The following is a 14,024-nucleotide window of genomic DNA, read 5'->3' as shown; positions in this document are numbered from 1 at the left end:
ATCACCGGTCCGGGCGGCACCCGCACGCGCGGGTCCGCCGCCCGCGTCACGCCCTCGCCCGAGCAGCCCGCCCAGTTTGAATGCCGATACTACGAAACCGTAATATCCGGGACCGTGAAGTCCGAATCCGCACCATCGGCGCAGCCGGCGCAGTCAGCGCTGCTCGCGCTGCAGCGCGCGACCCATGCCACTCTGCACATCCTCGCCACCGAGCTGGTCGACCTCGACCTGACCCCTTCCGAGATCAACGCTCTGGCCAACCTCGCCGACGGGCACGGCCGCACCGTGTCCGAACTGGGCGCCGCGGCAGGCACCCGTCCCACCACGCTGACCGGCGTACTGGACCGGCTCGAACGCCGCGGCCACATCACCCGCGGCACCCGCGCCGGTGACCGCCGCTCCGTCCTCATCGAGCTGACCCCCTCCGGCCACCTGGCGGCCGACCTGATCCGGCAGACCCTCACCGACCTGGAACGCCGCGCGCTCGTCGGACTCTCCCCCGCGGAGGTGGCCGGCTTCCACACCGTCCTGCAGGCCTTGACCAAGGTGTCCTCTTGAACGCACCCCAGCACGCCCCAGCACCCCAGCACGCCCCGGCACCCCGGCACGCCCCGGACGCGGGCGAGGAAACCCCTTTCCAGGCACTGATGCGGGAGGTCATGGCGAGCGCGGTCCGCTTCGGCCATCGCCAGCACGTCCAGCTGACCTGGCTCGCGGTACGGCGGCACGGCACCGCCGACGCGGTCAGCCTGGTCAGCGACGGCATCCGGCAGGTCGCCACCAACGCGGGGGCACCACATAAGTTCCACGTCACCGTCAGCCGGGCCTGGGTCGAGCTGGTGGGCCACCACGCGGACCTGACGGGCCTCGGCGACTTCGACACGTTCGCCGACCGGCACGCCGAACTCCTCGACAAGCAGCTGCTCTCCCGCTACTACCGGCCCTCGACGCTGGAGAGCGAACGGGCCAGGACCGCCTGGGTCGAACCCGACCTCTCCCCCTTCCCCTGGCAGCTCTCCGACCGGTGACGCCTCCGGGCCGCATCACACCGGCCGAGTCCGTGCGGCGCCGAAGGCCGTACGCGCTCGGCTGGTTGTGGACGGTCCCGGGACCGCACGGACTGCCGCTCACCAGGTGACCGGCAGCTCCGTCATGCCCTGCATGCGCGGTTGGTCCTTCCAGCGGGGGCCCGACCCGGGGGCGGCGGACCGCAGTTCCGGGAAGCGGTCGAGCAACCGGGCGAGGCAGACGCGCAGTTCCACTCGCACCAGGTACGCGGCCAGGCAGCGGTGGATGCCGTGTCCGAAGGCCAGGTTCGGCCTTCCGGAGCGTCGCGGATCGAAGCGGTCGGGGTTGGGGTAGACGGCGGCGTCCCGGTTGGCGGCGTTGATCGAGGCGACCACGGGATCGCCCGCGCGGATGAGCACGCCGGCCAGCCGGACGTCCTCGGTGGCCACCCGCAGGCGGCCGTCCGTCAGCACCAGGTGCCAGCGCAGCATCTCCTCCACCGCCTCGGGCAGCAGCTCGGGGTGGCGGCGCAGCAGCGACCACTGCTCGGGACGGCGCAGCAGCCCGTCCACCGAGGCCGTGATCAGGTGGGACGCCGAGGTGTGTCCGACGAAGACGATGGCCAGGCCCAGGCCCACCAGTTCCGGCTCGTCCAGCGTGCCCTCCTCGTCGTGCACGGCGACCAGTGAGCTGAGCAGGTCGTCGCCGGGCGCGGTCCGGCGGGCGGCCAGCGTCCGGACCATGTAGTCGCGCATCTTCCGCTGGGCCGCCATCACCTCGTCGGCCGGCCTGGCACCGGTGAGCTCGGAGTTCCAGGTCAGGATGCGGGGCACGTCCGCCGTCGGGAGGTCCAGCCAGGCGCACACCACCCTGATCGGCAGCACCGCGGTGAGCGCGGAGACGAGGTCTGTCGGCGGGCCCGCCTCCGCCATCGCCTCCAGCAGTCCGTCGGCCGTCCGCTCGACCAGTGGCGCCAGCCGCTCCGCCTGGTGGGCGCTGAAGGCCGGTGCCACCAGCCTGCGCAGCCGGTTGTGGTCCTCCTGGTCGGTCTCCCGCAGCTGGACGACGCCCGGCAGCGTCATGGGCACCCGGTCGAGGCTGGGCCCGCCGGGCACGGCGGCCTCGGCGGCGCTGAACCTGGGATCGCCGAGGACCAGCAGGACGTCCTCGTACCTGGTCACCAGCCAGGCCTCATGACCGCTCGCCAGCACCACCCGGCTGATCGGTTCGCGCTCCCGCAGCCGGGCGAGTTCGGCGTGCGTCTCGGACGGGTCGGTGTAACCGAAGGGGAAGGGCCGAGCGGGCATCCGGCGCTCCGTTCAGGGCTTGTGGAACGAGGGGTCGAAGCTCTCGCCGAGCGCCGCCCGACCGATGGTGGCCAGGATGTGGTCGTCGTTGTCGTGCCGCTGGTAGAAGGTCAGGTCCCGCAGGATCCGCTCCACCGGTGAGGGCCGGACCAGGCTGCGGGCACCGCACGCGCGGATGCAGTGGTGCACCGTCTCCTCGGCCAGATGCTCGATCAGGTGCCGCGCCCGGCTTCCGGCGATCCGCGCCTCCTCCAGCCGTCCCTCGTCCCACAGCCCGGCGACGTGGCGCAGCCACAGGCGCCCGGTGTCGATGTTGACGGCCATCCGTCCCACCCGCTGCTGGACGTACGGGTCCTGGCTCTTGCCCTGGTGCTTGAGGTAGGCCAGCGCGTAGTCGTAGGCGGCTTCGGCGGCGCCGAGGAAACTGGCGGCGTAGTGCGGGACGAACGCGGTCTGCCACTGCCCGGCCAGGTAGCTGCCCGGTTCGCCGATCACCCGGTCGTACGGGAAGAACGTGCCGTCGAAGAGCACCGCGTGGCTGGCGGTGGCCCGCATGCCGACCGGATCCCACCAGGAGGTGTCGACGGTCACGGTCGGGTCGTTCAGATCGCAGGCGAGCAGCAGCAGTCCGTCCGCCGTTCCCCGGGCGTGCCGGGCACCGCCCGGCCCGGCCGGGTCCACCAGCAGGATCGCCCAGCGGGCGCCAGTGGCGCTGGTGGCGAAGGCCTTGGTGCCGTGGAGCACCCAGCCGCCGTCGGCGGCGGCCACCGTGGTGCCGAAGCGACGGTCCTCGCCCGGCTTGGGAGACTGCGGTTCGCCGCTCCAGGCGGCCCAGATCTCGCCGCGCTCCACCACCCCGGCGAACCAGCGCCGCTTCTGCTCGGCGGTTCCCAGGGCGTCGATCATCACGAGGGAGTTGGTGTGGCCCTCCCAGCAGCGCGCCAGCGACAGGTCGGCACTCGCCAGCAGCGTCGTCAGCTGCCACAGCGGCAGCGTGTCGCGCTGCTGCGGGCCCAGGCCCAGGCCGCCGTAGGCGGTCGGTACGGCAGCGGCCAGCAGGCCGGCCGCGAAGAGGTCGTCGAAGTCGTCGGCCGGGAAGGCGGCGCTGCGGTCGTAGCCGTCGGCGCGGGCGGCGAAGCTGTCGCGGGCCAGTCGGGCCGCCTGCCGCAGCGCCGCCACGGAGTCGGTGTGCGCGGCCGGGGTCATGTGCCATCCCCCTCGGTGCGGTGGAAGTGGGCGCGGTACATCACGTTCGCCGCCGGCTCGCCGGGTACGGCGGCGTGGACGTCGATGGTGAGCAGGCCGCGGTTGAGGTAGCCGCAGTGGTAGACCTTCCGGGAGCCGAGCCCCGGGGCGAGCTCCGCCTCGGCACCGAAGCCTATGGCCTGCCCGCTGCCGACGTCGGCGGCGAGCGGCTGGACGGGCAGCGGACCGCAGTCGGCGCCGTCGGCCTCCCACAGCCTCAGCAGTAACCGGCTGCCCTGCTGTTGGGTCTCCGCGCGCCGGACGCCGGTGGTGGAGCGGTCGAAGTTGGCCCACCGGCCGAGCAGCGGGCGGACGTCGAGCGGCCCGGTCGGTCCGGTGCCGGTCGGGCGGTCCTGCTCCCGGCTGATCTCCGGTACGGCCACCGCTTCGCCGCGCCGGCGGCCAGGGGTGTCCGGCCCGGTGTCGCCGCCGCTCGCCACGGGCCCGTCGCCGCCCGCACCGGCACGTCCATCGGCCCGCCCGATCAGGTGGAAGAACTCGCGGGTCCAGTAGTCGGCGCGCGAGCTGCCGTCCCGGAAGACGTTGGACGTGGTGACGACCAGGATCCCGCCCTTGTGGTGGGCCGAGACCACGGTGCGCAGGAAGCCGAGGTCGAAGACCGCGGTGAGCGCGGAGGCCGGCACGCCCAGTGTCCGGTACAGCACGGCGGGGGTCTCCCCCCAGTCCCGGGAGCCGCCGCCGAAGGCCCGTAGCCAGGCGGCGCCGCCGCGCTGCCTCACCTCCAGCCTGGCGATCCCCGGCGAGGCGTGGCCCTCGGTGCTGAGCCAGTCGCCCAGCAGCGGGGTGATCGGTTCGGGGTTCCGGATTCCGGTATCGGCCGTCATGGGGGCTCCTCGTCTCACTGGTTGCCGGCCGGGCGGACTTCGGTGCGGCGGCGCAGGCCGAGGGCCAAGAGCGCCGGGCCGAGCGGCATCCGCCGCCCGGTCAGCAGGCGGAACTGCTCCCGCATCTCCACGAGCAGCACCTCCCGGCCGTCGATCACCGGCAGGCCGTGCGACCGGGCGGCGGCCGCCAGGGCGGTGGGACCGTCCCGGTACACCAGGTCCAGGACCGCCGCGCCGGGATCGGCGGCCGCCAGCCGGAACGGCGCGCTGTCGGCCAGCGGCGTGGCGTGGACCAGCAGCGAGTAGCCCCGGGCGGAGAACCGGGCCAGTGGCACGAAGGGCAGGCCGGTCAGCGCGGCGGCCTGCCGGCCCCGGGCCCGGCCGCGGTTCACCAGGGTCACCGAGGCGCCGGCCAGGTGCAGGGCGAGGGCGGCGGCCCGGCCCGCGCCGCCGCAGCCGATGACGGCGGCGCGCCGCCCGGCCGGGTCGACGCCGGCCCTGGCCAGCGCGTCCAGGGCTGCGGCGGCGTCGGTGGTGTCGGCGTGCCAGCGGCCGTCCCGGTGCCACAGGACGTTGGCGGCCCCGGCTCCGCGCGCCGACGGGGTCACCTGGTCGGCGAGGCCCATCGCGTCCTCCTTGTGCGGTGCGGTCACCGTCAGCCCTCGCAGCGCCAGTCCGGTCCGCCCGCCGAGGACGGCCGCGCTGCGCAGCAGGCAGGCCAGCGAGTCGGTCGCGAACGGCAGGTAGAGGGCGGGCAGGCCCAGTTCGCGCAGGGCCGCGTTGTACAGCCGGGGTGCGAGCGAGTGCTCGGGGGCGGGGCCGGCGATGCCGTAGAGGGCGTCCAGCCGCGGGAGCGCGGGCAGCCCGTAGTCCAGGGCGAGTCGGCGTACGCTCGGCATCCCGTCCGCTCCGGCCTCACCCACCCGGCCGAAGGCCACCGGGGCGCCCAGCCAGGGGGCCAGCACCCGGGTCCACAGGCCGGACTCGCCGATGCCGAAGGCCGTCACATCGGACCGGCCGAGGGCGGCGAGCAGGCCCGGCGCCGCTGCCGGGCTGCTCTTGGGCACCAGCAGGTAGAGCGCCGCCGGTACGCCCGCCATGGCGCCGAACAGGGAGCGCATACCTCCGTGCTCGCGCTCCGGACCGTGCCAGGAGACCCGGCGCTGCCACGGCGGGATGCGGCTGGTCAGCTCCGGTACCAGGTCGTCGGGCCACTCCAGGTCGACCAGGTCGTACTCGGCGGCGGCACGCAGCAGCCGCTCCCGCCGCTCCGCCGGAGCCCCACCGTGGTTCCCGCCCTGGCGGCGGGTGCGCAGGGTGTAGATCAGCCGGCCGCCGAACAGCCGCCGCAGCCTGCGCGGTTCGGGGTCGCCCACCAGGTCGGCGCGCACCTCCAGCCCGTCCGCGACCGGGTCGAGTCCGCTCAGGCTGGCGTGGCCGAGCTCGTCGGCCGCCGCGACGACGGCCACCAGCACGGCCCGCCGCCCAGCGCCGGCCCCACCCGTGCCCGGCTCGCTCATGAGTGCCACCGTGCGTTGAGTGCCACCGTGCGTCCTCCTCGGGGCGGGCCCGCGGATCGGTGATTCACATCGGAGGGAAGAGGATCAGGTCCGGGCCGCGCCGGGTCCGGATGCCCCGCCGGGCGCCCCACCGAGACCGCACCGACGGGCCAGCAGGAGCACTCCCGCGGTGCTGCTCCCCGTCCGCGGGATGCGCCGAAGCCCGAATCGGGGATGCCGGTGCTTCACACCGCCGTGCCAGCGTAAGCTCCGGGGTTCCTTCCGGCGAGCGCTCGGCCCGGCCCCCTCCGCCGCCCGGGGCATCGGCCGCCCGGCGCGCGGGGTGCGCCCGAAGCCCGTAGGCCGGCGCCCGGCACACCCGATCGCGCCGCGTACGCTCCCCCGCTCCGGCGCACGGACTGCGGCAACCGGCCTCCGACCGGCACACTGCCCCTGGTGGTGGTAAACCGCTGCGGCGCGAAAACCCCGCCCTGCTCCGCGGCACCTGTCGCGGAGCGGCGGCCGGGGCATCCCGACGGTGCTCGTCAAGGGCCTCGGCCGGGAGGCCCCCGGTACCGCGCCCGGGTGACACGCCCCGGACCGCCCGGGGCCGGAACGACAGGAGATGGCCATGTCGGATCCCCATCCGATCCTGGTGACCGGAGCCGTCGGCGGAGTGGGACGGCGAGTGGTCGAGCAGCTGCGGGCCCGGCAGGTACCCGTCCGGGCCCTGGTGCACCACGACGACGAGCGGGCCGAGTCGCTGCGGGCGCTCGACGGCGTGCAGGTGGTGGTCGGCGAGCTCACCCGGGCCCCCGACGTGGTGGCGGCCCTCGACGGCTGCCGGCGGCTCTACTTCGGGATGAGCGTCTCACCGGACTACCTGGAGGCCGCCGCCACGGTGGCGGTCGCCGCCCGCCACAACGGCTCCGTGGAGTTGCTGGTGAACATGTCGCAGATGACGGTCTCGCAGATGGACGTCACGAGCACGACCGAGTCCACGCAGCAACGACTGCACTGGCTGACCGAACAGGTCCTGGACTGGTCGGGCCTGCCCGTCACGCACATCCGGCCGACGGTGTTCATGGAGAACCCGCTCTTCGCGATGCTCGCCGTCGCCTCGATCCGTCGGGACGGCACGATCAGGCTGCCGTTCGGCTCCGCCCGCACCTCACCGGTGGCCATCAGCGACGTCGCCGACGCGGTCGCCCGGGTGCTGACCGACCCCTCGCCGCAGGCCGGCCGGGTCTACGAGCTGACCGGTGCCTCGTCCCGCGACATGACCGCCATCGCCGCCGAGCTCTCCGCCGCCCTGGGCAGGACGGTCAGCTACGTCGACGTGCCCTACGACGAGTGGCTCGAGAAGGACCTCGGAGCACTGGACCTCTCGCCCCACCTGCGCAACCACATCGCCACGATGGCCCGGCTCCACCGGCAGAACCGGTACGACCGCGCCACCGACGGTGTCGCCGAGCTCCTCGGCCGCCCCCCGGCCGGCTTCGACACCTTCGTGAGGGACACCCCCGGCCTTGCCGGCCCGCCGGGCCGGGCCGCCGGGTGACGGGCGACTACAGCGCCTGGCGGAGGTTCGGCCGACCGGACGCCGCAGGCGGTGATGCATCCGACCTCTGAGCCGGGCGCGGGGCGCATCCCGCGCCCGGCCCGGGCGCCCGGGCGGTCCGGTCAGTCCCGGGGTTCGGCGGCCACCTGGACGGCGATCAGGCAGATGTCGTCGTCGGTGTCGGCGGTGCTCCGGTCCAGCAGCCGGTCCAGCAGGTCGTCCAGGTCCTCCTCCGACCTGCCGACGTCGTCCACCAGTTCGCGCAGCGAGTCCTCGACGGAGCGGTCCCGGCGCTCGATCAGTCCGTCCGTGTAGAGCAGCAGGATGTCACCCGCTTCCAGTCGCAGGGCCTGCTCCTCGTACACCGCCCCGTGGTCCGCGCCGAGCAGGACGCCGGACGGCATGGGCAGCGGCCGGGCCCGGCCCGCCCGGAGCAGGATCGGCGGCAGGTGCCCGGCCCTGGCCCAGCACAGCTGCCGGCGGGCGGGGTCGTAGCGGGCGCAGACGGCGGTGGCGGTGGCCGGCTCGGTGAACGAGACGGCCGCGGTGTTGAGCCAGTCGAGGAGCCGGGCGGGTCCCGCCCCGGTGACCGCGAGGCCGCGGAGGGCGTTGCGCAGCGCGACCATCCCGGTGGCGGCCTCGACGCCGTGCCCGGCCACGTCCCCGACCACCAACAGGGCGGCGCCGTCGGGCAGCAGCACCGCGTCGTACCAGTCACCGCCGACCCGTTCCTGCTGGGCGGCGGGGCGGTAGCGGACGGCGGCGCGCAGCCCGGCGGCGTCCAGCGACGGCGGCTCGGGCGGCAGGATGGCCTGCTGGAGCCGGAGCGCGAGGCGGTGTCGCTCGGCGGCCTGCTGCTCGCTGTCGGCGAGCCGTTCGCGGGTGGCAGCGAGGGCGATCTCGATCCAGTGCTGCGCCGACACGTCCTGGTAGGCGCCGTGGAGGGCGACCAGGCGCCCGGTGGTGTCGAGCACCGGTTCGGCGACCACCCGGGTGTAGCGGGTCAGCCCGTTGGGCCTGACCAGCCGGAAGACCGCGGAGGACGCCTTGCGCTGTCGCTGCACGCTGCGCACCAGCCGCCGGACGGTCTGCTCGTCCTCGGGGTGGACGTGGGCGGGGAGCGCGGCGAACGGCACCGGGACGGCCGACGGCGGCAGTCCGTGCAGCTCGTACAGACTCGCGTTCCAGCGGATGGTGCCGGTGGTCAGGTCCTCCTCGAAGCCGCCGAGACGGGCCAGCCGCTGGGCGTTGCGCACCAGCGCGTTCTGTCTGGCGTCGTCCTCAGCGAAGCGCCAGCTGAGCAGCAGGTGGTCGTCGAGGCGGGCCGCGGCGATCTCCAGGCCGGTCGGCAGCGACAGTTCACCGATCAGGAAGCCCAGGCGCAGCTCCTCACCCCGGATCGCCTCGCCGGTGGCGTACACCCGCCGGAGCCGCTCCAGCAGCCCGTCGGCGCAGGCGAGCGGATACGCCTCGACCAGGGAGCCGCCCTCCAGGGTGTGGGCGGAGCGGCCGGCCGGGTCGGTGAAGTGCGCGTTGACGCGCAGGATCCGGAAGTCGGTGAGTTCGTCGTCCTCGCCGAGGACCGGGACGAGCAGCAGCGCGGGGGTCAGCACCGCATCGAGGGCCGACTCGGATGCCGTCTCGAAGACGGAGTCCGGTCCTGTGTCGGCCGCCGGCCGGTCCGGGGCCGGGCCGGGCGGTGGGAGGGCCGCGGGCAGGGTGAGCGCGCAGATGTCGGCGAGCGCCCGGAGCTGGCGGCGGACCGCCCCGGTCGGCTCGGCCGGTCGGGTGGGCCAGGCCAGTTCCAGCGCACCGAGCAGGCGGGCGCGGCGGCGGATCGGCAGTGCGGCCCGGTAGGGGGCCTCCTTCCGGCCGGGGGTGGGGGCGCGGGTCACCTCGGGCTCGTCCGGGCCGAGTTCACGTCCGGTCGCGGCGGCGAGCTGCGCCGGGCAGTCCACTCCGGGCGGGATGTGCCGCCATCCGCTGACCGCCGCCGCCGGGAAGCCGGCTGCTCCGGCGAGCGCCAGCCCTCCGCCGCTCTCCGCGGCCCAGACCAGCACGCCGGTGGCGCCGGTCAGGAGTCCGACGTGTTCGAGCACCGCTTCAGCGGCGGCCTGCGGGTCGGTGCGGGCGGTCGCGGGCGGCGCCGGACCTGCGGTGGACGGCGAATCCGGTTCGGGCGACCCGGCCCCGGCGCCGGGCGCGGTGCCGATGCCGACGCGCTCGCCGACGATCTCGGCGGCGAGTTCCGCCACCCGGACGTGGGCCCGGTCGGCGAGTACCGCGAGCTGCTCGGCGGCGTCGGCGGGCGGGCAGCCGAGTCGTTCCGCCAGGATGCCGGTGGCCAGTTCGACGACCGGCCTGGCGGCCGACTCGGCTCGCAACCGGGCCAGTTCGCCCTGGAGCCGGCAGACGGCCGCGGCCAGTTCCCGAGCACCCGGTTCGCCGGTACCGGGCTCGCGTCCGCCGGGTCCGCACGCCTCGGCTCCGGGGGTGCCCGGCCCGGGTCGGTCCGGTGCCGAAGATCCCGGCCGCGGGGATCCCGGTCGCGGGGTGGCGGTGGGTTCGGTGCCGGTCATCGGGTCTCGTCAGCGCTCCAGCCGGCGCCGGATCCGGCCGATCAGGTCGTCCGCGTCCACGGGCTTGGTGACATGGTCGTCGGCACCGGCGGCGAGGCTCTTGGCGCGGTCCCCCGGCATCGCCTTGGCGGTCACCGCGATGATCGGGACGGCCGCGAACTCGGCGGTGTCCCGGATCGCCTCGATCGCAGCGTAGCCGTCCATTCCGGGCATCATGATGTCCATCAGGACCAGGCAGGTGTCGGGGTTGGCGTACAGCAGGTCGAGCCCGGCCCGCCCGTTCGCGGCGTGCAGCACCCGGACGCCGTGCTGCTCCAGGATCCCGGTGATCGCGAAGACGTTGCGGGTGTCGTCGTCGACGACCAGTACGGTCCGCCCGGACAGCGGGTCCTCGGCCTCGGCGGGCTGCCCGGCCGCTCCGGGCGCGGCGACGGGCACGCCGGGAGGGACGACGCTCCCGCCCTCGATCGCGCGGACGATCCGCTCGCGCAGTTCGTCCAGGCCCGCGACCACGTACAGGAGCTCGGCCTGCGGAGTCTGCCCCTGCTCCGTGGGCCCGCCCAGGCAGCCGAGTACGGGGACGGCGTGCCCTCCCTCCGCCAGCGCGGCCAGCAACCGCCGGGCGCCGTCCTCGGGCAGGGCGAGGTCGAGTACCACGCAGCGGCAGGGCCCGGCCGCCAGCGCCGTCAGCGCCTCGGCCGGGGTACCGGCGCTGCTGACGGTGATCGCCGGGTCCCGGCCGGCCGCGGTGCTCTCGGCGAGCAGGGTCAGCAGACCCGGCGGGTCGGCCTCGACGACCAGGAGTCCGGGTGGCTCGGCTTGCTGCTCGGCGGGGGTCGAGACGTCCCGGGGCGCGACGGCGGGCAGGTGCAGGGTGAAGCAGCTGCCCGCGCCGAGGGTGCTGCTGGTGGTGATGGCGCCGCCGAGCAGATGGGCCAGCTCACGGCTGATGGACAGGCCGAGGCCGGTGCCACCGTACTTGCGGCCGGTGGTGCCGTCTGCCTGCTGGAAGGCTCCGAAGATGGACTCCAGGTGCTGTTCGGGGATGCCGATTCCGGTGTCCTTGACCCGGAAGGCCAGGCAGCCCCCCGAGTGGCGCAGTTCCTCGGGGAGTTCGTCCGCGCTGCTGGGCTCGATGCGCAGTTCCACCCGGCCCTGGTCGGTGAACTTGACCGCGTTGGACAGCAGGTTGCGAAGCACCTGGCGCAACCTGGCCTGGTCGGTGACCAGTTCCTCCGGGGCCTCGGGGGCGGTGACCACCGCGAAGTCCAGGTTCTTCTGTCCGGCGAGCGGGCGGAAGGTGGACTCGACGTACTCCAGCAGTTCGCGCAGCGGGAAGCGCTCGGCGCTGATGTCCATCTTGCCCGCCTCGACCTTGGACAGGTCGAGGATGTCGTTGATCAGTTGCAGCAGGTCGGAGCCGGCCGAGCGGATCACCTCGGCGTACTCGACTTGTTTGGGGGTCAGATTGCCGGCCGGGTTCCGGGCGAGCAGCTGCGCGAGGATGAGCAGGCTGTTGAGCGGGGTGCGCAGTTCGTGGCTCATGTTGGCGAGGAACTCGGACTTGTACATCGAGGTGCGGGTCAACTGCCTGGCTCGGTCCTCCAGTTCGCGGCGGGCCTGTTCGATCTCCAGGCTCTTCGCTTCGATGTCGCGGTTCTGGTCGGCCAACAGGTCGGCCTTGTCCTCGAGTTCGGCGTTGGAGCGGCGCAGCTCCTCCTGGCCTCGCTGCAACTCTTCGGAGCGCGCCTGGAGTTCGGTGGTCAGCCGCCGGGACTCCTCCAGCAGTTCGTCGGTGCGGGCGTTGGCCAGCAGGGTGCTGAGGTTGGCGCCGACCGCCTCACCGAAGCGCTCCAGGAAGTCGCGGTGCAGCCGGGTGAAGGGGTGCAGGGAGGCGACCTCGACCACGCCGAGCAGCTGTTCCTCGACCACGATCGGCAGCACGACCAACTCGCGCGGCGCGGCCCGGCCGAGACTGGAGGAGATGGCGGCGTAGCCGGGCGGCAGGTCGGTGACGGTGATGGTCCGGTGGCTGCGGGCGGCCTGGCCGACCAGGCGGTGTCCGAGCGGGATCCGCTCGGGAGCGGTACTGGTGCCGTCCTGGAGCCCGTAGGAGCTGATCAGGACGAGTCCGGTGCCCTGCCCGGCGTGGACCGCCTCCTCGGCGAGGTAGAACGCTCCGTACTGGGCGGAGAGCAGCGGGGTGAGCTCGTCCATGATCAGCTCGGCCACCGCGGCGATCTCCCGGTGCCCCTGGACCAGGCCGGTGAGGCGGGCCAGGTTGGTCTTGAGCCAGTCCTGCTCCTGGTTGGCCCTGGTGGTGACGCGCAACGACTCGACCATGGCGTTGATGTTGTCCTTGAGGTCGGCGACCTCGCCGGAGGCGTCCACGGTGATCGAGCGGGTCAGGTCACCCTCGGCCACCGCACTGGTGACCTCGGCGATGGCCCGCACCTGCCGGGTCAGGTTCCCGGCCAGGCCGTTGACGTTCTCGGTGAGCCGCTTCCAGGTGCCGGAGACGCCGGCCACCTCCGCCTGGCCGCCGAGCCTGCCCTCGCTGCCGACCTCGCGGGCCACCCGGGTCACCTCGGCGGCGAAGGCGGACAGCTGGTCGACCATGGTGTTGATGGTGGTCTTGAGCTCCAGGATCTCGCCGCGCGCGTCCACGTCGATCCTGCGGGTGAGGTCGCCGCGGGCCACCGCCGTGGTGACCTGGGCGATGTTCCGGACCTGGCTGGTCAGGTTGTGGGCCATGAAGTTGACGTTGTCGGTCAGGTCCTTCCACGTCCCGGCCACGTTGGGGACCCGCGCCTGGCCGCCGAGGATGCCCTCGGTGCCGACCTCGCGGGCCACCCGGGTCACCTCGTCCGCGAACGCCGACAGGGTGTCCACCATGGTGTTGATCGCGCCGGCCAGCGCGGCCACCTCGCCCTTGGCTTCCACGGTGATCCGCTGCGAGAGGTCACCCCGGGCGACGGCCGTCGCCACCTGGGAGATCGAGCGGACCTGACCCGTCAGGTTGGACGCCATCACGTTGACGTTGTCGGTGAGGTCCTTCCAGGTGCCCGAGACGCCCTGGACGGTGGCCTGGCCGCCGAGGTCGCCCTCGGTGCCGACCGCCCTGGCGACCCGGGTCACCTCGCCGGCGAAGGCCGAGAGCTGGTCGACCATCGTGTTGATGGTGCTCTTCAGGGTGAGGATCTCGCCCCGCGCGTCCACGTCGATCTTCTGCGTCAGATCGCCCTTGGCCACCGCCGTCGCGACCTGGGCGATCGAGCGCACCTGGGCGGTCAGGTTGCCCGCCATCGAGTTCACCGAGTCGGTGAGGTCCCGCCAGGTGCCGGAGACGTCCCGGACGTCCGCCTGGCCGCCGAGCCTGCCCTCGCTGCCGACCTCGCGGGCCACCCGGGTCACCTCGCCGGCGAACGCGGACAGCTGGTCCACCATGGTGTTGATGGTGGTCTTGAGCTCCAGGATCTCGCCCTGGGCGGCCACGTCGATCTTGCGGGTCAGGTCGCCCCGGGCCACCGCCGTGGTGACCTGGGCGATATTGCGGACCTGGGCGGTCAGGTTGCCCGCCATCGCGTTGACCGAGTCGGTCAGGTCCCGCCAGGTGCCGACCGCCTGCGGCACCTGGGCCTGGCCGCCGAGCCTGCCTTCGGTGCCGACCTCACGGGCCACCCGGGTCACCTCGGAGTTCACCCGGGAGAGCTGGTCGGCCATGTCGTTGAAGACGGCGGCGATCTCGCCCAGCAGTCCGGGGTCGGGAGGCAGGCGGATCCCGAAGTCGCCGTCACGGACGGCGGTCAGTCCGGCCAGCAGCCGGCGCAGGCCATCGTCGGTCGGGGCCGCCGCGGTGTCCCGCTCCCCGGTCGGCGTGCCGGTCCGCCGCCAGTGTTCGGCGGGTGGCCGGGCGGGTTCATTCGTACGCCGGGCAGGCTCGTTCATTCTCGGACCTCGGCTGGCCTCGGCTGGTGGTG

General features: G+C 74.0%; 9 protein-coding genes. 3 read left to right on the top strand and 6 right to left on the bottom strand.

Translation table 11 applies throughout. From position 1 onward, the window contains the following. Window positions 1-114: 114 nt before the first annotated feature. The gene (locus ACWDAK_RS12130) at window positions 115-558 is read left to right on the top strand and encodes a MarR family winged helix-turn-helix transcriptional regulator (RefSeq protein WP_344637474.1); all 444 of its coding nucleotides are present in this window, start codon (window positions 115-117) and stop codon (window positions 556-558) included. Further along, a complete protein-coding gene (locus ACWDAK_RS12125; RefSeq protein ID WP_344637475.1) occupies window positions 555-1,028 on the top strand; it encodes a hypothetical protein in 474 nt (157 codons plus the stop codon). Before ACWDAK_RS12130 ends, ACWDAK_RS12125 begins: the two co-directional genes overlap by 4 nt. Window positions 1,029-1,127: 99 nt before the next feature. Here the strand turns inward: ACWDAK_RS12125 and ACWDAK_RS12120 are convergent, their stop codons facing one another. Genes ACWDAK_RS12120 through ACWDAK_RS12105 form a run of 4 tightly spaced genes read right to left on the bottom strand, consistent with a single transcriptional unit; the run spans window position 1,128 to window position 5,925 of the window. Beyond that, the gene (locus tag ACWDAK_RS12120) at window positions 1,128-2,315 is read right to left on the bottom strand and encodes a cytochrome P450 (RefSeq protein ID WP_344637476.1); all 1,188 of its coding nucleotides are present in this window, start codon (window positions 2,313-2,315) and stop codon (window positions 1,128-1,130) included. Window positions 2,316-2,327: 12 nt separating this feature from the next. After that, on the bottom strand, window positions 2,328-3,521 hold the full coding sequence (locus ACWDAK_RS12115) for an acyl-CoA dehydrogenase family protein (protein WP_344637477.1): 1,194 nt from the start codon (window positions 3,519-3,521) through the stop codon (window positions 2,328-2,330). Then, window positions 3,518-4,405, bottom strand: a complete 888-nt coding sequence (locus tag ACWDAK_RS12110) for a hypothetical protein (RefSeq protein WP_344637478.1) — start codon at window positions 4,403-4,405, stop codon at window positions 3,518-3,520. The genes ACWDAK_RS12115 and ACWDAK_RS12110 overlap by 4 nt, the downstream gene beginning before the upstream one ends. Window positions 4,406-4,419: 14 nt before the next feature. Continuing rightward, window positions 4,420-5,925, bottom strand: a complete 1,506-nt coding sequence (locus tag ACWDAK_RS12105; protein ID WP_427394259.1) for a type I 3-dehydroquinate dehydratase — start codon at window positions 5,923-5,925, stop codon at window positions 4,420-4,422. 610 nt (window positions 5,926-6,535) lie between these two features. On the opposite strand from ACWDAK_RS12105, the gene ACWDAK_RS12100 reads away from it, so the two are divergent. Continuing rightward, window positions 6,536-7,465, top strand: coding sequence for an NAD(P)H-binding protein (locus ACWDAK_RS12100; RefSeq protein WP_427394258.1), 930 nt, complete (start codon window positions 6,536-6,538; stop codon window positions 7,463-7,465). Between the two features lie 122 nt (window positions 7,466-7,587). Here the strand turns inward: ACWDAK_RS12100 and ACWDAK_RS12095 are convergent, their stop codons facing one another. Further along, a complete protein-coding gene (locus ACWDAK_RS12095) occupies window positions 7,588-10,044 on the bottom strand; it encodes a SpoIIE family protein phosphatase (RefSeq protein ID WP_427394257.1) in 2,457 nt (818 codons plus the stop codon). Between the two features lie 9 nt (window positions 10,045-10,053). Next, a complete protein-coding gene (locus ACWDAK_RS12090) occupies window positions 10,054-13,992 on the bottom strand; it encodes a HAMP domain-containing protein (protein WP_427394256.1) in 3,939 nt (1,312 codons plus the stop codon). Window positions 13,993-14,024 lie beyond the last annotated feature (32 nt).

The sequence above is a fragment of the Kitasatospora sp. NPDC001175 genome, from assembly GCF_053598215.1.
This window is presented reverse-complemented; position numbering and strand designations above follow the sequence as displayed.